At 51.4% G+C, this 21,329-nt stretch carries 19 protein-coding genes; 14 read left to right on the top strand and 5 right to left on the bottom strand.

Going from position 1 to position 21,329, the window contains the following annotated elements; all coding sequences use genetic code 11:
* Positions 1-188 precede the first annotated feature (188 nt).
* The 3 genes from SYK_RS12760 to SYK_RS12750 all read left to right on the top strand — a co-directional run bounded on the left by SYK_RS12760 (position 189) and on the right by SYK_RS12750 (position 3,622).
* Entirely contained in the window at positions 189-2,438 is a 2,250-nt protein-coding gene (locus SYK_RS12760; RefSeq protein ID WP_281760655.1) for an RHS repeat domain-containing protein, read from the top strand.
* Positions 2,439-2,871: 433 nt separating this feature from the next.
* Positions 2,872-3,264, top strand: coding sequence for a hypothetical protein (locus SYK_RS12755; RefSeq protein ID WP_281760654.1), 393 nt, complete (start codon positions 2,872-2,874; stop codon positions 3,262-3,264).
* A 4-nt stretch (positions 3,265-3,268) separates the two neighbouring features.
* A complete protein-coding gene (locus SYK_RS12750; RefSeq protein WP_281760653.1) occupies positions 3,269-3,622 on the top strand; it encodes a hypothetical protein in 354 nt (117 codons plus the stop codon).
* A gap of 1,279 nt (positions 3,623-4,901) precedes the next feature.
* Here SYK_RS12750 and SYK_RS12745 read toward each other — a convergent pair.
* Both SYK_RS12745 and SYK_RS12740 read right to left on the bottom strand, forming a co-directional pair.
* Positions 4,902-7,334, bottom strand: coding sequence for a glycosyltransferase (locus SYK_RS12745; RefSeq protein WP_281760652.1), 2,433 nt, complete (start codon positions 7,332-7,334; stop codon positions 4,902-4,904).
* A 26-nt stretch (positions 7,335-7,360) separates the two neighbouring features.
* The gene (locus tag SYK_RS12740; protein ID WP_281760651.1) at positions 7,361-7,708 is read right to left on the bottom strand and encodes a TraR/DksA family transcriptional regulator; all 348 of its coding nucleotides are present in this window, start codon (positions 7,706-7,708) and stop codon (positions 7,361-7,363) included.
* A 173-nt stretch (positions 7,709-7,881) separates the two neighbouring features.
* On the opposite strand from SYK_RS12740, the gene SYK_RS12735 reads away from it, so the two are divergent.
* The 7 genes from SYK_RS12735 (at position 7,882) to metW (ending at position 13,695) form a co-directional block, all read left to right on the top strand.
* Complete coding sequence (locus SYK_RS12735) at positions 7,882-8,325, top strand: DMT family transporter (RefSeq protein WP_281760650.1); 444 nt, start codon at positions 7,882-7,884, stop codon at positions 8,323-8,325.
* A gap of 20 nt (positions 8,326-8,345) precedes the next feature.
* Positions 8,346-9,209 (top strand): UbiA-like polyprenyltransferase, encoded by an 864-nt coding sequence (locus tag SYK_RS12730; protein WP_281760649.1) that lies wholly within the window; start codon positions 8,346-8,348, stop codon positions 9,207-9,209.
* Between the two features lie 24 nt (positions 9,210-9,233).
* Positions 9,234-10,544 (top strand): mechanosensitive ion channel family protein, encoded by a 1,311-nt coding sequence (locus SYK_RS12725; RefSeq protein ID WP_281760648.1) that lies wholly within the window; start codon positions 9,234-9,236, stop codon positions 10,542-10,544.
* 175 nt (positions 10,545-10,719) lie between these two features.
* Positions 10,720-11,445 carry an urease accessory protein UreH domain-containing protein gene (locus tag SYK_RS12720; protein ID WP_281760647.1) on the top strand — a complete coding sequence of 242 codons (726 nt, stop codon included), beginning with the start codon at positions 10,720-10,722 and terminating at the stop codon, positions 11,443-11,445.
* Between the two features lie 9 nt (positions 11,446-11,454).
* Positions 11,455-11,865 (top strand): MarR family winged helix-turn-helix transcriptional regulator, encoded by a 411-nt coding sequence (locus SYK_RS12715; RefSeq protein ID WP_281760646.1) that lies wholly within the window; start codon positions 11,455-11,457, stop codon positions 11,863-11,865.
* A gap of 46 nt (positions 11,866-11,911) precedes the next feature.
* The gene (gene metX / locus SYK_RS12710) at positions 11,912-13,090 is read left to right on the top strand and encodes a homoserine O-acetyltransferase MetX (protein ID WP_281760645.1); all 1,179 of its coding nucleotides are present in this window, start codon (positions 11,912-11,914) and stop codon (positions 13,088-13,090) included.
* Positions 13,090-13,695 carry a methionine biosynthesis protein MetW gene (metW, locus tag SYK_RS12705; RefSeq protein ID WP_281760644.1) on the top strand — a complete coding sequence of 202 codons (606 nt, stop codon included), beginning with the start codon at positions 13,090-13,092 and terminating at the stop codon, positions 13,693-13,695. Before metX ends, metW begins: the two co-directional genes overlap by 1 nt.
* A gap of 330 nt (positions 13,696-14,025) precedes the next feature.
* On the opposite strand, the gene SYK_RS12700 is transcribed toward metW, so the two are convergent.
* From SYK_RS12700 to SYK_RS12690, 3 genes are all read right to left on the bottom strand, one after another.
* Positions 14,026-15,297 carry a glycosyltransferase family 4 protein gene (locus SYK_RS12700; protein ID WP_281760643.1) on the bottom strand — a complete coding sequence of 424 codons (1,272 nt, stop codon included), beginning with the start codon at positions 15,295-15,297 and terminating at the stop codon, positions 14,026-14,028.
* Positions 15,297-16,505 carry a glycosyltransferase family protein gene (locus SYK_RS12695; protein WP_281760642.1) on the bottom strand — a complete coding sequence of 403 codons (1,209 nt, stop codon included), beginning with the start codon at positions 16,503-16,505 and terminating at the stop codon, positions 15,297-15,299. Before SYK_RS12695 ends, SYK_RS12700 begins: the two co-directional genes overlap by 1 nt.
* 137 nt (positions 16,506-16,642) lie before the next feature.
* Complete coding sequence (locus SYK_RS12690; RefSeq protein WP_281760641.1) at positions 16,643-17,719, bottom strand: radical SAM protein; 1,077 nt, start codon at positions 17,717-17,719, stop codon at positions 16,643-16,645.
* Between the two features lie 132 nt (positions 17,720-17,851).
* On the opposite strand from SYK_RS12690, the gene SYK_RS12685 reads away from it, so the two are divergent.
* The 4 genes from SYK_RS12685 to SYK_RS12670 all read left to right on the top strand — a co-directional run bounded on the left by SYK_RS12685 (position 17,852) and on the right by SYK_RS12670 (position 21,104).
* Positions 17,852-18,634: a polysaccharide deacetylase family protein gene (locus SYK_RS12685; protein ID WP_281760640.1), complete on the top strand. Its 783-nt coding sequence runs from the start codon at positions 17,852-17,854 to the stop codon at positions 18,632-18,634.
* An 8-nt stretch (positions 18,635-18,642) separates the two neighbouring features.
* Complete coding sequence (locus tag SYK_RS12680) at positions 18,643-19,503, top strand: GNAT family N-acetyltransferase (protein WP_281760639.1); 861 nt, start codon at positions 18,643-18,645, stop codon at positions 19,501-19,503.
* Between the two features lie 40 nt (positions 19,504-19,543).
* Positions 19,544-20,119 carry a WbuC family cupin fold metalloprotein gene (locus SYK_RS12675; RefSeq protein ID WP_281760638.1) on the top strand — a complete coding sequence of 192 codons (576 nt, stop codon included), beginning with the start codon at positions 19,544-19,546 and terminating at the stop codon, positions 20,117-20,119.
* 73 nt (positions 20,120-20,192) lie between these two features.
* On the top strand, positions 20,193-21,104 hold the full coding sequence (locus SYK_RS12670; protein WP_281760637.1) for a DMT family transporter: 912 nt from the start codon (positions 20,193-20,195) through the stop codon (positions 21,102-21,104).
* Positions 21,105-21,329 lie beyond the last annotated feature (225 nt).

Here is a 21,329-nt window from a genome sequence, read left to right as displayed (position 1 = left end):
GTCAAGTTGATTTTTTATACTTTTCGAACGCTTTTACCCTACATTCACTGACATTTCACTGCTTTCCGAAAAACCGGGGGTATGCTGACGGTGATCGTTCGGGGAGTGGCCCCGGACACGCATCCCGGTTCAAGGGGCGGGCATTGGGTCCGCCCCTTTTTCCATAATCAGCACCCCTGGAGCATGACATGCTTTATGATGATCACATGAAGGATCGATTTTGTCGTTTTACTTACAATCCGCAGACCAGCGAATACGAACGCAACTGGATTCAATATGCGGACAACACTTTCGAACCCGTGCGCCGGGTCGGCAACTTGAAAAAGAAATTTGAAGCCCAACGCACCAATTTTAACTGGTGGACTGTCAAAAAGCCCGCCCAATGGCGTCCGAAGCACGAGGGTCACGATTTCTCTTGGAACCACACACTCGGCGAAGAAACAAAACCGAAAAATTGGGGCAACAAATCCAAACGGGAACGCAAGGCCGGAGCCACCCCATATTTTCTGCAACTCGACCTGAACGACGCCCACCGGATCGAATCCCGCACCGAACGCATCAATGATCGCCGCGAAACATGGGAATTCGAATATGACGATGCGGGCCGTCTGACCTCGGTCATTGGCGACACGGGCTGGTGTGAAGACTTCGAATATGACGACAAAGGCCGCAGAAAGGCTGATTATGCCGTTGGCCGCGAGCCGTTCATGCGCTCCTACCAATACACGGATGACGACCGGTTGCTGGCCGTTGATACTCTTCAATTCGAACATGACGCACTCGGCTTCCGATCTGCCAAGATCAATGGAGAGTCTGTCACCCGCTACAAGTACAGCAAAGATTACCGACTTCTTGGCGTTCTTCTGCCGGATGGCCGGGAAATCACCTTTGACCATGATAAACACGGCAGGCGGCAAGCCCGGTACGTCAACGGCACGCTGGACGAAGCGTATCAATGGAAAAACTTCATCCGTCTGGACCGCTTCAAGGACGAGGTCAACGACTGGCAGTTCCATTACGATAAAGAGGAGCGCATTCCATACAAGGCCACGGTCAACGGCACAGATTACACCTTATATTACGATCAGGTAGGCTCACTCAAAGCGGTTGTCTCACCAACCGGGAATGTGGTAAAGGCCATTCAATACGGACCGTTCGGCAACATCCTGTGGGATTCGAATCCAACCTTGCGCGTCCCCATCGGCTTTGCTGGCGGCGTCCACGACCCGGATACTGGCTTCGTCCGATTCGGCTGGCGCGACTATGATCCCGACACGGCCCGCTGGACCGCTCAGGATCCCATCGGCGACGCTGGCGGAGATGCTGACTGGTACGGGTATTGTTTGGATGATCCGGTGAATATGTTTGATCCAATGGGATTATATGGAAAAGGAAACAGCTTTAGCACAGGAAGAGCTGCAGCCGACAGGGCAGGACACATTGCCCGTGATGGTAAAATTGATGCATGGGATACGCCTTCTATTGCAGGTCCAAACACCGGCAACGAATGGCATGCTCAATCCAAGGACGTTTCGAGAAAAGCCGCTGTTGCCATGAGAGCAAAACTTGAACACGACAAGATGGAAAAGGCTCAAAAAGCAGAGGCCGTTGCAGAACAGGCTGCACAGGAAGCCGACGCCAAGGCTGAGGCCGAAGCCAGAAAACAAAGAACTGAAGTCGCAGTCGCAGCACATTTGAAAGCACATCAGGACAAATTAAACAATATGTTGAGTGAAATAGACACCCCGAAAGAGAATGTCCTGAGCGATAAAACGGGAGGAAACCCCGTCAAGACAGGTATTTCTGACGCGACGCCCAAAAATAATGTCGTACACGAAGACAAAAGTCCCGAACAAAGCCCTGCACGCCCCAGCCCAAAAGACAAAGGCGGTCTGATGAGCAAAGCCACCAGAATCCAACAGGCGGCCATGCGAACAAAACGGGAACAGGAAGCTGTTAAGAATTATGAGGAAAGTGATGCAAGTCGAGGCTGGAATGGATTTTCCGAACAGGCGTCAACGAGAAGCACACCTCAGGACGTAGAGGCTTTAAAAACCGAAGAAAAGAAAAACGGTGTTCACACCAGTCAAATATACACCGGCCCGAGAGAATACAGTTATGAATACATGAACAAAGCAAGGAAAAGGATCGGCACAGGTATAGGCAAAGCCTTTTCTTCATTATTTAATTCGTTCGTTACTAATGATGATTTCAGGAACTGGACATTAGGAACCATCGGATTCGGACTTGCCCCTGCGGCAGTTGTCGCCAGCTCGCCGGGAGTCATCACGGCTACGGCAACGGGACTCACAAACCCTGTGACTGCGCAAAAAATTGGTGATTTTGTGACAGGAGCATTCGACCCATCTCCGCCCCAAACCGCATATGAAGGATTGGGGTATGCAGTAAAAGAAGCATGTGACACAATAACAAAATAGCAGGGTATATGCATTTACGATTCGTAGAAGCGGCATTGTTTGGATGCCTCATATTGATAGGAGCTATGGCGATAATCACGGGCAGCTTACACATTCGAAACATCCCAGTTATGTATCCTAGAATAGCAGGCCTTGTACTGTTCTTGATTGGCATAATCTCACCAGTCATCATATGGTTCCGTCGCAGGCATTCAATTAATAAGAGGGAATCAACTTACATTTGCCCCAAGTGCGAAACAGCAGTTGATTTCCGCAATGTTGGCAATCACACATGCCCCAAATGCCAAACCCAATTGGAACCTCTTGAGGGTTTCTACGAACGGCACCCGGAATTGAAAGATAAATAACACATGGGAGTCTTGGTGCTATCTGGCCGAGGCTCCCTCTTTTTTTTGACAGGCGGGCCGCTCTTACTGCGGATGGCCTCGGAGCGTTGGCCGGGAAAAATAAAGACGATCACTTCAAGGCCACCAAAGGAACTGCAAAGGCCATGGCAGGAGCCGCGGCCATCAACGCAGGAATTGGCGCAACTGCCGCAGGCGGCGCGGGAATTGCCAAAGCCGCACCAGCAGCCGTTGCAGCCGCGCCGACGATTATCAGGCAAGGGAAAGAAGCGACGAAGGCTGTCGCAGGAAAAGGGAAAGACGCCATTAAGACCGGGATAGAATGGACAAAGGCAAATCCTCAAAAGCTTGATAAGATTGGCCGGGTAGGCAAGGACTTGATGGACCCCAACTTACCGCCTGAGACAATAGAAGGCCAAGTTCTTACTCTTGGAAGATGGACCTTAGAAGAATTGCAACGACGCAACAAAAAAAATGATTGATAGCATGAAAAAGAAACAGGTTGATACACTCATTCTATTTGCAGGAATTGCAACGATGGCTTTTGGATACTTCGTGTACTCAAGTACTACATTTTGCCACTATTTTGGTTCTTACTGCACAGAAATGGAGCCCTTTCATGTTGAAGCAGGAATTGGAATAGCGATAATCGGAGTATTCATGTTCATCATGGCTTTTCGCAAAGACCAGCGGGACTATGCAGAGGTATTCATATGCCCAAAATGCGAAACGGCACTTCCTTTCGCAGAAGTCCCAAATGAAATCTGCCCCAAATGCCAAACCGAACTGGAACCTCTTGAGGGTTTCTACGAACGGCACCCGGAATTGAAAGATAAATAACACATGGGAGTCTTGGTGCTATCGGGCCGAGGCTCCTTTTACTTAATGGGAATAAGCCATTAGGAACCATCGGATTCGGACTTGCCCCTGCGGCAGTTGTCGCCAGCTCGCCGGGAGTCATCACGGCTACGGCAACGGGACTCACAAACCCTGTGACTGTGCAAAATGCATATGATGCCTTTACAGCAGCAACTGTCCCGGGCCCTCCACCAACTTCAAAAGTTGGAATGGGAGTAGCTATTGCGAAAGAAACTTATGACAGATTAAAATAAGTAGTAATGAAATGATCAAACATTCAGAATTATTCCTTTTTTTTTCGCTAATTGTTGTTGGAGCACTTGGAGTTATTACTGGGAATATGCATTATTGGCATGTCCCAGTCATTTATCCACGAATAATTGGTGGATTAATGATGGCCTGTGGAGCCTTTTTTTTGATTTGCACAATAATCACCCGGCAGAAAGGAACAAAATCAATCGGGACATACATCTGCCCCAAATGCGAAACAGCAGTTGATTTCCGCAATGTTGGCAATCACACATGCCCCAAATGCCAAACCCAATTGGAACCGCTTGAAGGCTTCTACGAACGGCACCCGGAATTGAAAGATAAATAACACATGGGAATCTTGGTGCTATCGGGCCGAGGCTCCTTTTACTTAATGGGAATAAGCCATTAGGAACCATCGGATTCGGACTTGCCCCTGCGGCAGTTGTCGCCAGCTCGCCGGGAGTCATCACGGCTACGGCAACGGGACTCACAAACCCTGTGACTGTGCAAAATGCATATGATGCCTTTACAGCAGCAACTGTCCCGGGCCCTCCACCAACTTCAAAAGTTGGAATGGGAGTAGCTATTGCGAAAGAAACTTATGACAGATTAAAATAAGTAGTAATGAAATGATCAAACATTCAGAATTATTCCTTTTTTTTTCGCTAATTGTTGTTGGAGCACTTGGAGTTATTACTGGAAATATGCATTATTGGCATGTCCCAGTCATTTATCCACGAATAATTGGTGGATTAATGATGGCCTGTGGAGCCTTTTTTTTGATTTGCACAATAATCACCCGGCAGAAAGGAACAAAATCAATCGGGACATACATCTGCCCCAAATGCGAAACAGCAGTTGATTTCCGCAATGTTGGCAATCACACATGCCCCAAATGCCAAACCGAACTGGAACCTCTTGAGGGTTTCTACGAACGGCACCCGGAATTGAAAGATAAATAGCCAAAGGCATTCTTAAATATCTTGGGACTTCTTCCTTTTTAACGAGATCAGGCGGCGACGTGTGATCCAAAAATTTCCCAGGTTTTGAGGAAGGTGGCGTCGAAGGTGCGCTTTTCCACGTGGGCGCGGGCTTTGAGGCGCATGTATTCGATGCGCTCCGGGGTGTCGACCATGTGGATGATGGCCCGGAGCAGTGAATCGGGGTTGTCGGCTGGGACAATGAGGCCGGTTTCATTGGGCAGGACGTTTTCTGCCGGACCTCCCTTATCCGTGACAATAACGGGCAGGCCTGAAGATTGGGCTTCCAGCACCACATTACCGAAAGTATCCGTGGCCGAAGGAAAAACGAATAGGTCAGCCGAGGCATAGGCCTGTGCAAGCGGTTCTCCCTTGAGCACACCGGTAAACGTCACTGGCATGCCCCGGAGTATACGTTGCATCTCCTTAAGATAGGGACCGTCACCCACCACGATAAGCTGTAATCCATCCCGCATCTTCACGGCCTTCCTGAAACTCTCGGCAAGCACATCCAATCCCTTTTCGCGGGACACGCGCCCCACGTACAAAAGCTTGGTCCGACTACCCACATCAAACTGATTGAAAAAGCCGTTACGCTTATCCGGGTGAAAACGATCTGTGTCCACACCGCGTGGGTAAGTTACGATTTTTTCCGGGTCGATTCCCTTGTCGGCCAACTCGAACTTGGTCGCCTCGGACGGCGCATAAATGACCTGCATCTGGTTGTAAAACCAACTCACATACCGCCAACATCCGTCTTCCAAGGCCGCGTCTTCGGTGAACGCTCCCACGTATTCAGGAAAGGCCGTGTGATATGTGCCGTGAAACGGAAGCTTCAATATCCTAGATATGGCAAGAGCCGCCAAACCGACCGGACCGGGAGTTGCCGCCAAAATGCAATCGTACTCCTGCTCGAAACAATGCGTCAGCATTTCCAGAAACGGTGGATAGGAAAGCGTTATTTCCGGGTATTCAGGAACAGAAAACCGCCCTACTGGAGTAAAGCTGACCGCACCGGGAACATCCGCATTGGCTCCGCAGGTTATCACGGTCATATCCTTGCCGTGACGGGCCACCATTTTGAGCTGTTGTCGAATGGTCCGGGCCACGCCATTGATCTCGTCAAAGGTATCCGTAAAATGTGCTATTTTAAGATCATCGCCGGTTCGAGAACTCTTTTTATGCTGAAACCGGGCCATGCATTCCCGAGAAAAACTACGTTCCGAGGAGAAAAGATCATACCCGACAAAATATGGAGCAAGCAGGGCATAGAGCGACCCCGCCGATCCAATGGAATGAAAAACATCAAACAGATTCGCGCCAAGCACCGAGTTCAGCGTCCGATCCGCAAATTCGGAAAGAACCCGGTTGGCCGCAAGTGAAACAAATCGCGCCCATTCCTTTTCCAGCTCAACCACATCGTTGACATTGCCCTGTGCAATACGCATCAACGTAGGGTCGTGGGCGATAATATCCCCGGCTTCCTTGAGCAACAGCTCCTGCACGGAGTCGCTCGGGCCGTATTCTCTATGCAAAGTAGCCTTGCCTCGCCCGATGAGTCGCTGAAAAAAACTGGAAAGCGTCGGCTTCTTTTCCTCACCCGGGGCCAGTATCGACTTGAGAAATCGAAAGCACAGATGTTCCGACACCTCAGGACGCATGTTCCCCGTGCGTGAACAATAGAACTGATAGCCGATGCCGTACAGATTATGCGCCATGGTGCGGGGTGTGGCCGGAGTACCTGCGGGTGCGCACGTGTGATTCACCACACCGTCCAAAACACTGTTGATGCACGGGCCACCCGTAAACCGGGTATACATGCGCGCAATGTTGAGCGAGCTGTGATCATCGGACCCGCCGGTCAGCCCTTTTTCCCACGGGACATCTCCATGAGGCTTGATGCCGTAGGTGTTTGACATGCGCTCGATATCCATAGGCGTCAGCTTGGTGATGATATCCCGGAGCGTCTTGTTCTGCCGAGCGTCGCGGGTACCATTTTCCTCAAACACGTCAAAAAGCAGCAACGCCTGCTCAAAATGGGCAGGCGTCAGGCGGTCGTTGACGGCAAAAAGCGGGTGCGCCAGGACATGGACGATGCCCTGTTCCCGTAGGTAGGGAACAAGATCGAACAGATTCTCACGGCATCGTTGAATGTCGTCATGCTGCGACTCGGATATATGATAAGCAAGCACGTGAAGCTTGCACTTGTCTTCCGGGAAATATGTCGTGATCTCCTCAGAAATAAATGTCCCCGGCAAATGGGCTATCTCCAGCGCACCATCAATGGTGTTATGATCAGTGATCGTGACCATATCCATGCCACGAGCGCGGGCAATGTTGTACAAATCAAGTGGTTCGGTGAAACTTTCCGGGCACCCGATCTTTTGCAAAATCCATTGCGACGGACGGGTGGAAAATTTGGAATGAACATGCATGTCCACGGAAAACTTAAAGCCAGCCATGGGAACCTCCATGGGAAAAAAGTGCGTTAAGCACAACGTGTAAGCCCTTCTTCCGCCGCAGACTGACAAAGGACACACAACCGAGCCGCAGGATTGGCCTTGAGTCGGGCTACGCCAATCTCTTCGCCGCATTCCTCGCACACGCCGTAATCGGTTTCTGCCAACCGCCGAAGTGCGTCTTCCATCTCCCGAATTCGTGTCACACGACGTCGATGTATTGATACATTCAGCCCATGCTGAGCCAGTTGAGATGCAAAATCGGTATCGTCCGGACAATTTTCCACGACCAGAGCTTCATCAACGTCAGGCTCTGTCATGGTGTTCAACCCCTGTACGAGGTGCATACGAATTTCCTTGATCTGTGTCTTGGTCATTAGGGTCCTCCTTGTCTGATTGATTCGATACCTTCATAAAGATTTCGAGGGAATAATGGGTGCCGCTTCGGTTACAGACAACAAACAATTCCGCGTAACTCCGCTCCCAAAGCCATGGACGAACGCATTAAACAGCGATAGTGTTTCAAATGACAAATCACACTGGAGTCGTCATGAAATGGATGTATGTCATATTCGCCCTGCTGGCCGGAGCCATGATGCCGGTACAGGCAGGTATCAATTTACGACTGAAAGGATCACTGGGAGACCCCGTCTGGGCTGCCACGGCCTCATTCGCCATCGGCACATTGGTCCTGATCGCCTACGCATTCGCCACCAAAGCACCTGTTCCATCTCTGGGCATGGCAACATCTGCCCCGCTGTGGGCGTGGACAGGCGGCGCACTTGGCGCGTTCTTTGTCTTCGCCATCATCATTCTGGCGGGGAAACTTGGCGCGGCGACCATGATGGCATGGCTTCTGGCCGGACAATTCATAGCCGCCTTGATCCTTGACCACTACGGATTAATAAGCTTTAACGTACACACCATTTCCTGGCAGAGAATAGCCGGCGTTTTCCTCCTCATCATCGGGGCAACGCTGATAAACAGGTATTAATAATAAAAAACAGGCACCACATGAAACTCGTCAAAGACCTCGGCACGGTGTGCCGGATGATCAAAATTGAACACTCGATCTTTGCCCTGCCTTTTGCATATATGGGCGCATTTCTGGCCGCAGACGGCTGGCCGGGATTCTACAATCTGGTTGTGCTGACAGTGGCCATGGTCGCAGTCCGCTCATTCGCCATGGCCTTCAACAGATATGCGGACCTCGACATCGACCGCGAAAATCCACGCACTCAGAAACGAGAACTGGTTACAGGCGAACTCTCAACGGCCTTCACCTTGATGTTCATTGTGGGAACCGCCGTGGTCTTCATCGTTGCCTGCGCCATGATGAATCCTCTGTGCCTCAAACTGTCGCCGGTTGCCCTGATCATGTCCGCCTCATACAGCTTCTGCAAACGGTTCACCTACTGGTGCCACTTCGCACTCGGTTCGGTACTGGGATTGGCTCCGGTTGCTGGCTGGTTGTGTGTAGAACCAACCGTGACGCTGCCCGCGGTCCTGCTTTTTTGCGGCGTGACCATGTGGGTCGCAGGGTTCGATTTGCTGTATGCCTGTCAGGATGCAGACTTTGACCGCAAACGAAACCTGTTTTCCATCCCGGCCAGACTGGGTGTGCCTGCCGCACTCGGCATCTCCACCTTGAGTCATGCGACCACCGCAGCATTCTTCCTGCTTGCAGGCTGGGCCGCAGGCCTTGGCGTCATCTACTTCATCACAGCCTCGGCAATGGGACTTATTCTCATGGCCGAACACCTGCTCGTCAAACCCGACGACATGAGTCGTGTAAACGTCGCCTTCTTCACCATGAACGGCATTATTTCCGTGGCCTTGTTTGCAGGAACAGTTATCGACCTGATAGCCCGAAGCTAACACTCACCGGACATAAGGCTGCCCATGCAAGAAAAAATAGAATTCGCGATCAAATTCCTCAGTGACTGGCTTCACTCCACGGTACTGACCGGAGCAATGCTTGCCCAATGGGGATGCGTTTTCGGTGCCTATCTGTTGACAGTCCTTCTTTGGCGAGGTCTGGAACGCCGCTTGTTCGCATGGGTGGACGATACTATTAAAAACGACCTTGGCCGCTCCCTACTCAGGGCCTTGGTGGACGTTGGCAATGTGGCCCTGTTCATCGTTTTAATGCAGGTTTGCGCAGCGATATTCTGGTCCATGGATTTAACGCCCCGAGTACTTGACGCAGCCAGCGATCTGGCTGTGGCCTGGATCATTATCCGATTCCTGACAAGCATGATGCCCAACCACACACTCGCACGCGGTGTGGCTGTGATAGTCTGGACCGTCGCAGCCCTCAGCATCTTCGGATTGCTCTCCCCGATCACGGGTTTTCTGGAAGGCCTGCGCATCACCGTCGGCGAGACGTCCTTCACGGCCTTTGGGGTCATCAAAGGCATGGCGCTAGCCGCACTGTTCCTCCAGGCCGCAGTCATTGTTGCTCAATTCGCCACGAACCGTATTAACGCCATTTCAGGATTGTCTCCTTCGGTTCAGGTTCTCATGACCAAAGCGGTCAAAACTGGGCTATATACAGCGGCCATCCTGTTCGCCATGTCCAGCGTGGGCATCGACCTGACCAGCCTCGCCATTTTTTCAAGCGCACTCGGTGTTGGTATCGGGTTCGGCCTCAAAACCATCTTTTCCAACTATGTGGCAGGCATTCTCTTGCTCATGGACAAATCCATCAAGCCGGGGGACACCATTGAGGTCGGCACGGTCTTTGGTGTCGTCAGCGAGATGCACGGACGCTACGCCTCCATCCTCACCCGTGATGGAATGGAATATCTCATTCCCAACGAGCTACTCATTTCCGGCGAGGTCATTAACTGGACCCACAAAGACAAAAACGTCCGTATCAAAATTCCGGTAGGCATTGCCTATGACTCCGATGTCGAAAAGGCATTGGAGCTCCTGATCACTGCATGCACAGGCGTCAAGCGCGCCCTCCGCAATCCCGCTCCGGCCTCTCGCCTCATCGGTTTCGGTGACAATTCAGTAGACCTCCAGCTCCGCATCTGGATCAGCGACGCGGAAAGCGGTGTCGCCAACGTGCGAAGCGAGGTACTTCTCAACATATGGAACCTGTTCCATGAACACGGCATCGAATTCCCGTTCCCACAACGCGACCTGTTCCTCAAGTCCGGCTCGGAATTATCTGTAACGCTGGAAAACAACGAAAAATCGAAGTGATAAACCAACCTCGACGATCCGATAACACACTGATTTACTGTCTTTTAAAAGCACTAAGGAAACGTTAATTACAGGCGTTTCCTTTTTTTTGCCACTTTACCTTGACTATCAAACTAAACTATAAATATATATCTTGGCATTCAAACTATACCACATTCAAACAAAAGAGATTCATATGCCTTTAGATTCAATTTTCTGGGTAGCCCTTCAGAGTAGTATCGTGCTCGGCCTTGTTCACGGCATAAATCCATGCGGTCATTCGTGGCTGGTTCTGGCTCCATTTGTATATGGCGAAAAAAACGGAAAACGAGTGTTCTCCCTGACCTCAGCATTCATTACAGGCACTTCCCTCGCCTGTCTTATCATCGGCCTGACCCTCGGTTCCATTTCTTTGGCAATCCCGGCATCCTTTTCCTTTTATATTGATATCATCACCTTTGGGGTACTCCTTACACTTGGACTCATCCTTATCGTCAAACCTTCCCTGCTGCATAACCACGACCACGGACATACGCACTCACACAAGAATGAGCACGAACACACATGTCAGCACGGCCACGGTAGTTGTGGCCACACGCACAAGGCTCCTTCTGCCCATACCATCACAACGTGGGGATTATTCTCCATTGGTTTCGTCAACATGATCGTGCCATGCCCAACCGTGGCTATCATGTATACATATGCTCTGGACTCTGGGAGTCTCCTCAAAGGAACTATGGTATTCGGTGCATATGCTATCGGCACGGCCGCCGCTCTTGGAACGGTCATCTATGCGATATACAAGGCCGCGGGTTTCGTTCGCACACTTGAACAGGATTGGGTCGAACCAATGGTCATGCGGACTGCCGGTGTCATGACCATAGCCTTTGGTGCATACAGTCTGTATACATCTACGACTTAGGAGACGACCATGATCAACGAAATCAACCACGCCATTATCGAATTCTTTGAAAAACTCTCATCGTGGGAACACGATGTGGTGCGGGAAAAGGGCATGACCCTGCCACAAATGCATACTCTGGAAATTCTCGGCATCCATGGAGCCATGCGTATGAAAGAGCTGGCCGAAGCCATGGGCATCACCACAGGTACACTGACTGTGCTTGTGGACAGGCTGGAGTCAAAGGGATGCGTTCGCCGCAAGCCCCACGACACTGATCGTCGGTCCATCAACGTCGAATTGACGGACAAGGGAGACGCCCTCTTCGAAGAACACGACAGGCTGCATTTGCAGCTGACCGAAGAACTCATCGGAGCCTGTCCACCTGAAGACCACGACACCCTGTTACGCTGTCTGAAAATCATGAACAAAGAGTTCTAACAGCCTGACCATTGACCCCTAAACCGCTCTGCCGTACTTTCACGACATGAGCGAATATATTGAACACAATGCTGACGGGCCATCCGTGGGACTGGTCAAGAAAGAAACCTTCACGTTTGACGAAGGCGGTTCTGGACTGACTCTGGATTCAGGCCGCACTCTTCCATCGGTAACACTGGCCTATGAGACCTGCGGCACGCTGAACGAGGACAAGTCCAACGCCATCCTCGTTTGTCACGCCCTGACCGGTGACTCCCATGTTGCCGGATATTACAATGAAGAAGATCCCAAGCCAGGTTGGTGGGATCTCATGGTCGGACCGGGCAAGCCCATCGACACGGACAAATATTTCATCATTTGTTCCAACACCATTGGCGGGTGCATGGGGTCCACCGGACCAATGACACGCAACCCGGAAACCAACCACCCATACGGAACCTCTTTCCCGGTGGTAACTATCGGCGACATGGTGCGCTGCCAGCGTCGGCTTGTCGATCACCTCGGCATCGACACACTTTTGGCCGTTGCAGGCGGTTCCGTCGGCGGCATGCAAGTCCTTGAATGGTCTGTACGGTATCCCGATCGAGTCCGCGCTGCCCTGCCACTCGCCACCACCACCAAGCACTCGGCCCAAGCCATCGCCTTCAACGAAGTCGCGCGGCAAGCCATCATGGCCGACCCCACATGGAACAAGGGCGATTATTACGAGACTGGCCGCCCCGAGCATGGGCTGGCCGTGGCCCGCATGGTCGGACACATCACCTATCTGTCCGATGAATCCATGCGCCACAAATTCGACCGCCGACTTCAGGATCGCGTCGAACTTTCCTTTGATTTCGAGGCCGATTTTCAGGTCGAAAGCTATTTGCGTTATCAAGGCAATAAATTTGTTGATCGATTCGACGCCAATTCTTTCCTCTATCTGACCAAGGCCGCCGACTATTTCAATTTGGAAAACCAGCACGGCGAAGGGTCTCTCGTCTCAGCATTTTCCCGCGCATCATGCCGCTATCTGGTTATCTCATTCACATCGGACTGGCTCTATCCGACCTACCAATCCAAGGCCATGGTCAAAGCCATGAAAAAAAACGGGCTGGATGTCAGTTTCTGCGAAATCGAGGCGCCATGGGGTCACGATGCATTTCTGTTGCCCAATGATCGCCTCAACGGGCTGCTCTCCGGCTTTCTCAATCGGGTCAGCAACGAAATCACGGGGGACAAATAATGCGTTTTGATCTTCAAGTCATTGCGTCATGGATAAAACCGGGCAGCAAAGTTCTCGACCTCGGTTGCAGAACCGGCTCTCTGCTCAGTTACCTCACGCAAGAAAAACACATCATCGGCACGGGTATAGAAATCGACGAAGATGCTGCAGGCCAAGCCATTTCCAAGGGGCTATCCGTCATTCACGGCGACATCTACGAAGAACTCGAAGATTACCCCGACAATGCCTTCGACTACGTCATTTTATCCCAAGCGCTCATGCAGGTATCCGATCCCGAAACCTGTATCCGGGACATGCTTCGGGTCGGCAAGCTCGGAATCGTCTCGTTCCCCAATTTCACCCACTACAAGAACCGGCTTCAGATGTTCTTCACAGGACGTGCGCCCATGTCCAAGGAGCTCCCCTACGAGTGGTACAACACCCCTAACATTCGGGTCATACCTATCACCGACTTTCTCCGGTTCTGCGAGGGCATGAATGTGCCTATCGTCAAGGAAGTTGCCATTTCCACCTATCATCACGATGAAAAAGGTCGAGTCATTACCTTCCTGCCCAACCTCTTTGCCACCTTCGGCATTTTCATGTTGGGACAGAGTAAGGGATAGAAGATGCCTCCGGCGGCTGGGGGAAAGGGAGAGAAGGAACCCTTTGAAAAGGGCTTCCCTCTCTCCCTTTCCCCCAGACCCCCTATCCCTCTCTCCTTCCTAAACTTTTTGTGCCGCCTTCGGCGAAAGGCAATCCATCAAGCACAAAAAAAAGCGCACCATGCTTAAAAACATGATGCGCCGCATAAATCATTTCTTTAACTCAAATAGTAACCATAACAGTTACATACTTCGCCGAAGGCGACATGGGATTCCAAAGGGGTTCGCCCTTTGGCGGGTCAAGGGCAGCGCCCTTGTCTCTCCGAAGGAGGCCGCCGGCAGGCACTCTTCTTATTTGGAACAGGGAACGCCGTGCGACTTGTATATTTCGCCCAACGTGTTGATGAGCTTCTTGTTATTGAAAAGTTCGTGCACAGTCTCGTTGGCAGCGGGAATTATCCGGGCGCGCAACTCGTCGTCAGTGAGGGACCGACGAATGATGTCGGCCAAAGCATCTACATCGTTGGATGGACAAAGCAGGCCGGTTTCTTCGTGGACCACCAATTCGGGAACACCGGACACATCCGTGGCAGTGACAGGCACACCCGTTGCCATGGATTCGGCCACCACATTGGGGATGCCGTCCCGATCTCCGTCCTTGGCTTCACGACACCCCAAGGTGAAACAATCGGACGAACCGAGCAACTCGATAACGTCATCGTGAGTAATAGTGCCGGTCAATGTGGTCACATCATTGAGACCAAGATCCTGAATAAGCTTTTCGATCTTGCGATTGAATTTAGCCTTACCCTCGCCCACAAGAGTGTAGCGAAAATCAAGCCCTTCGCTCCGCAGCTTGGCGAGGGCCATAAGCACGGTGTCCAGCCCTTTCTTTTCCACAAAACGAGCGACCGTCAAAATATGATACGGCGTCTTGGCTTTGATTCCACGCCCATTGGGTGAAAACAGGTCAAGATTAATACCGTGATACACACAATGGATAGGCTTCTTTCCGCCCACTGTTTTTTCAAGATGGTTGGCATTGTATTTTGTACAGGTGACCACGAACTTGGCCCGATCAACTTTATCCTGAATACGACGCGGGTCCTGAGTATAAATATCCTTGGCATGGGCAGTGAAGGAAAACGGGATATCGGCAAGAAAAGCAGCGTACATGGTAACAGTTGTCGGCGTATGCGCAAAATGACCGTGCATATGGGCCAGATCAACACCATCGTCGAGCACGGATTTCTGCATGATGTACCCGGCCTGAAGCATGTGCTTGACCCAAGTATACTTTTTGGGAGCCAACGCAAAACGGGACTTCATAAGCTTAAGACATTCCATGTACCGCTTGGGCATCTTGCAAAAGAGGCGAATGTTGTACCAGAGGAAGGCCGGAAACCCCCAGACCATGGAAGACGGCAGATACGTAACTTTAGCCTTAATATCCTTGATGGACTTGTGAGAAAAATTTTCACGGGGAGCGCGCATGGAGTAAATATGGATGTTGAATCCCATCTCTTCAAGCAAACGAATTTCGTTGGAAATAAATGTCTCGGAAATGCGCGGATACCCCTTGAGCACCATGCCAAGGGTTTTCTTTTTGGATTCGGTCGTCATTATGAGGAGTCTCTTTCGCTGTTTTCTTCGGACACTTCTTCAGAGAAGCAATGCTCTCGAAAATATTCAAGCCGTTCACGCATGACTTCCAGACCGGTCATGGCAAAGGTCTCAAGTTCAGCTGTGTAGGGGGTCGGGTTTTCCAACAGGCCATTGATCTTTTTCCGCATGGTTTCAGGCGTGACTTCGCCCCACTTGATAAAATCGCACAGCCCACGCTTTTTGAAAACCTTGGCGCGGATGAGCTGTTCCTGGCGTGGATTGTCACGGGGGATAATCAAAGCCGGCTTTTTCAGGGACAAAATTTCGCACATGGTGTTGTAGCCACCCATCGAAACCACCAGATCGGCCTTGGCCATACGTTTTTCCATGTTCCGTACGAACGGCTTAATCTGAACCTTGAGAGCACGGGCGCGGTCGGCCAATTCGTCCAACCGCTCTGGCGAAAGAAACGGGCCAGTAATCATGAGCGTCTTGAAATCAACGGTACCATTGGTCTCAAGCATCTTGAGATAGGTATCCAGCACGTTGTAACCGTCACCGCCACCGCCGATGGTGACAACAACCTGCTTATGCTTACGCCTGACCTTGCGGGTACGCGGAACTTTTCGCGGAATGTAACCTGTAAAAACAGTCTTTTCCGCAATGTCATCAGGAAAGGCATATTCAGTGATCGGGTCATACATGGCTTTATAGCCATACACCCAGATCTCGGAATAAAGATCGCGCAAAACTTCAGGAAATTGCTTACGTTTCCAATCCGCACGAGTGGATTCGGCATCATCCAGAATATCACGTAAACCAAGTACCACGCGGGTACACGGCAGGTTCTTCTTGATCCACTTCAAGGTGGGCAGGACCTCGCCCTTGAGGCCGGTAGGTACTTTATCCACGACAAAAAGATCCGGCTTAAATGCCTTGGCAGTGGCAGAAATAATATTTTTGCGAATGGAAATGGCGATCTTGGGATCAACCTTAATGGAATGAGGAACGTAAATGGCGTTGGTTTTCTTGATCATGCCTGGCATACGGACAAAATCAATACCCTTGGGCATGGTATACCGCCCGACGATGGGGGAACCGGTAACAATGAGAATGTTCACATCCTGCGCCACCAGATTCCTGGCAATAGCCATGGTGCGTCGGATATGTCCCAGACCATAAGTGTCATGGGAATACATCAGTATATTATATGCTTTCGATTCCATATCGTTTATCTGCGGCAATAAAAAACGCCGAATATCATCCTATTTCGGCAACGGTGCGACGTTACCGTCTTGAGTTCATTCTGTCCAGAAAAGCCAACATTGCGACCCTTACCCGAGATTCGAGTATGACGCCACCTCTACTTTATCAGATCAGAATTCACATCCAGACATATCTGCGGATCAAAGTCAGCCTGTGCAGCCTGTGCCCCATCGCGATTACGGCCATAAAGCGTGTTGTCCGGCACGCTCTTGAGTGCATTCTCAAAATGAAGAAGGGCATCCTCTCGATCGTCCCGACGCCACGCCAGCACACCAAGATTGTTCTCTGCACACGGATCATTGGGAACCAACGCCGTAGCCTGCTCAAATGCAAACCTGGACTGTTCGTTATCAGCCACCACGGCGTACTGAACACCGTCCACCATATGCGCTTCAAAATCGGTCAACTGCACATGATCCAGTCCGCGACAGGGACACCGTTTCTTGATGCACGGCTCATGCCCTTCATACAGCGTAACTTCATCCATGACATTGCCGAGTACGGTCTTGTCTCCGGGGCACCGAAAGATGGTTCCATCCGGTTCCATACGCAACAGGGTCCGCCCTGCGGAACAGGGAACACCATAAAAATTGAAGGCGACCTTCTTGCCCTGCTCGGGGTGATCGCCAAAAATGACCTGAGCCCGATCACCATAGGCTTCGGGATACCGTCGCCCATCATGCTCACCCTTGAACGGACGGGGCGTGATGGTGATGCCGTGGCTGGCATAAAACTCCCGGTCAGCCTGAAAACGGCCTTCCAGCGTTGGATGGACCACATAGTTGACGATAATCTCGAAACCCTTGTCCATGAGAAGCTGTGCATTTCGGATAAAGGCATCCACGCCCTTAATCCGTTCCCGCTCCTCAATATGCAAAGCCACATACAGATTGTGCACCCGGTTTGGGTCAATGCGCTCAGCAAACTCTTTGACCTTGGAGGATACGGACAGATTGGTATCCACACCAATGATGTGTGAAGACGTCAAGACCTCACACACATCCACAAAATTCGGATAGATAAAAGGCTCACCACCGGTCAGCCCCACCTTCCAGATTTCCCCGGTATTATCGAGAAAATCCTTGATGCGCTCGGCAGACAATGTCTCTGTTACCGGAGTGTTGTCGTGGGGGAAATAACAATATTCACAACGGAAATTACACTTCCGCGTCATATTCCAAATAATGCTGTTACGGGGTACATTCATGTCAATTGTGGCCTCCGAGCATGGTCCTGCCACGGATTGCGCGAAAACGCCAGAGGAGCCATTGGCTTTTGTGGAGAACCTTTGATACAAAAGGAGAATATGACCCATGATAATATGAACACACTTTTGCAGGAACTCAACGCCTGGAAGCGCGCCGATATGATGGCCGAACTCTGGTGGCGAGATGATGATGCAGCAGAACCCACAGTGGAACTGGACCAGCTCATCCGTATCAGCGACCGGTATGACGTGCCGTGCGGACTGGCGACAGTCCCGGCCAAAACCGGTGAACCTATGCGCAAAACCGTATCTGGTGCGTCGCATCTCTGGATTCTTCAACACGGCTATGCCCATACAAACCACGCTCCGTCCGGCTCCGGCATAGGTGCCTGGGAATTGGGATTACACAGGCCTAAATCCGTTGTGCTCGACGAGTTACGTGACGGAATGCTCAAACTCAGCCAACTTTTCAAAACCCGATTTGTTCCTGTTTTGGTACCACCGTGGAACCGCATTGACCCCGAACTTCTTTTTTACCTGCCTGTCATGGGCTTTCGCGGTCTGTCCGCCAGCTACAAAAAAAATCGCCCCGTACCGCCAAACGATCTGCGTGTAGCCGATGCCCATTGCGATGTCCTGAGCTGGAAAAAGAAAGAAGCTCGATTCGCTGGACAGGAAAAATGCATTCACTCTCTGGTCAACCACCTGAAAGAGAAACGAACCGGCGTTGCAGACAAAAGCGAACCAACATGCCTGCTCACACATCATCTTGAAATGGACCGGGATGCTTGGCAATTTATTGAAGACATCTTCGCCTTGACCACCGCGCACACTGGCGTTACATGGCTTGTTCCGGCTGATATTTGGCCGCAACCAAAATAGGAAGTTCCATGACTGCCATACTGCGTCGAGCCACACCGAATGATTTTGACGCCATCTGCGCCCTACTGACAAAACACATGAACCCAGCCTTCCCCCCAAAGCGATGGCGAGCTCTCTTTACCCATGGTTGGTGTTCAGGAAAACCGGACTTCGGCATTGTGGCCGAAGACAAAGGAAAGATTGTTGGCTTTCACGGCCACATCTGTTCCCACCGCATCATTGACGGGTGCTGGGAACGATTTACCAACTTCACATCTTGGTACATTCTCAAAGAATACCGGAAAAACGGCCTGGGGAGCAGAATGCTCGAAATGGCCACGGCCGACCCGGAAACGACCTACACTGTTTTCTCCCTTTCTCCCAAACGGATCGATTTCTTCAAGTCTCTCGGCATGAACGTCCTTGAAGAAGAACGACTGCTCTGGCACAAAACCGAAGTTCCCTATGACAACTTGGAACTGATCGTTGATCCCGGAAAAATTCGTTCCCACTCCGCCCCTCAAGACTTGCCTTTCTTTGATGACCACGTTCCCCTTCGTGTTATGCCAGTATTGGTAACCACCCGTTGTTCACAATGCTTGTTGCTTCTTTCCAGAACAGTGAAGCATGGAGATCGCGTCTATTACGATGTTTTGTATCGAAGCAATCCCACACTGTTCACCCAACGGGCACAGCACATTGCGGAGGCCCTGCTCCCCGACAACGAATGTGTACTGGCTGCTGACCGTCGGTTTGTGGAAGATGACGGTCCCGGAGCCGAAGTGGAAATCATTAAGTCGCCACGCTTCTACAAATCTTCACGAGTGCATCCCCGTGATATCGACCTGACATACTCAGAGTTGTCACTTCTCGGGTTAAAGCTCGACTAGCCGACTTGCCGAAAGTTCATGGGCAGGATATCTCTTGCCCATGACTCAACAATCCACCGAACTTCCCGTGGCTATGGATGCGCCCGACACCGATGTCACCCCCTTGAGCCTGACCATGGTCGGCGATTTGCTGGCCCAGTCCAGGGAGGCTCCTCGCAAACGGATGCTGCAAAAGCTGCACACATCCCACGATGCACTTGCTCACCGCATGTTCAACGCCATGCAGCCGGGCACATATGTAATGCCCCACCGGCATCTTGACCCGCCCAAGGACGAAACCGTTCTGGTTATGGCCGGATCCATGCTTTACGTGCAATTCAGTGATGACGGAAAAGTCGAACAAACCATTTTGCTTCAGCCCGGGACGGAAAATTTCGGCATCGACGTAGCTCCGCACGTCTATCACACATTCATTCCGCTTAAACCGGACACCTTGATATTCGAAACCAAGACCGGCCCTTATAAACCGGACTCCGACAAAAACATCCCGGAATGGGCTCCCCGCGAGGGCTCCCCCGAGGCTGAACCCTATCTGCTGGACATGATCAAATCACTGGCGGAAAAAGCCAATGCCGCCGTTGATAAGATGAAAGCGGAAGAAGCTTCCACCGAGTAATACCCGCTCTGTGCGCTTGCCGCCAGTAAACGAATGCAGTACATGAGGTGATCTTTTCAAAGGAGATTACCGCTTGAATTCTCGTACACTTCGCGCCGACATTTTGCTCTTCATCACAGCCGTCATCTGGGGGCTGGCCTTTGTGGCGCAACGCGTGGGCATGGACCACGTTGGTCCGCTCACCTTCAATGGTATTCGATTTGCTCTGGGCGCACTTGCTCTAGTCCCACTCATTCTCTACATGCAGAAATACCGCTCCTCCAACACAACGGGTGTGGATAGAAAAAAAATGCTTATCGGAGGAGGACTACTCGGCATTGCACTGTTCGTGGGAGCCTCCTTGCAACAAATGGGACTCGCCGGCCCCCAACTTGCCAAGTTTGGCTTCGAAGCTACCACAGCCGGCAAAGCGGGATTCATCACCGGCCTATACGTCGTTTTCGTCCCAATATTCGGTCTCTTTCTGGCCCAAAAAACCGGATGGGGAACCTGGGTTGGCGCAGGATTGGCCGTTGTCGGCATGTACTTGCTGTCAGTCACCTCCGATCTCGCCATCTCCTTTGGTGACATGTTGGTCCTTGTCAGCGCAGTGTTTTGGGCAGGACACGTGCTTCTCGTGGGTAAACTTTCCCCCGGTCTGGATGCGGTGGACGCCATCAAACTGTCCATTGTACAATTCTCGGCCTGCGCAGTCCTGAGTCTTATTGGCGCTGTCGCCACCGAAGAAATCACCATGACAGGCCTTATTGGCGCAGCCCCGGCGATTGCTTACGGTGGTTTCCTGTCCGTGGGTATTGCGTATACCTTGCAGGTGATTGCGCAGCGCGATGCGCAACCGGCCCATGCTGCCGTCCTTCTCAGCCTTGAAGCGGTATTTGGAGTTATTGGTGGGTGTTTGATGCTTGGTGAAGTGTTGAGTTTGCGGGCGTTGATGGGTTGTGGGTTGATGTTGGCAGGGATGCTATTGAGTCAGCTTAAGCCCTAGAGAAGGGCAAGGAGAGGCCGCTTGAAGCGGCCTTTTTTATTGGGAAGATGCGCCTTCGGCGAGAATCCTTGTCGCTCTATCGCAACAAATCCGACACCTCTCTGAAAAGCACCGCCCCTGCCAAGGGGTTAAACATACCCACAACTCAGCGTAAAACTCCTTCCCTTGCTGCGGGGCGGGCCTCCCTCTCCTCGTCCGCCCCGCACCCTTTCCTTGCCAAATCCG

Origin of the sequence: Pseudodesulfovibrio nedwellii, from assembly GCF_027923765.1 — a bacterium.
GTDB lineage: Bacteria > Desulfobacterota > Desulfovibrionia > Desulfovibrionales > Desulfovibrionaceae > Pseudodesulfovibrio > Pseudodesulfovibrio nedwellii.
This window is presented reverse-complemented; position numbering and strand designations above follow the sequence as displayed.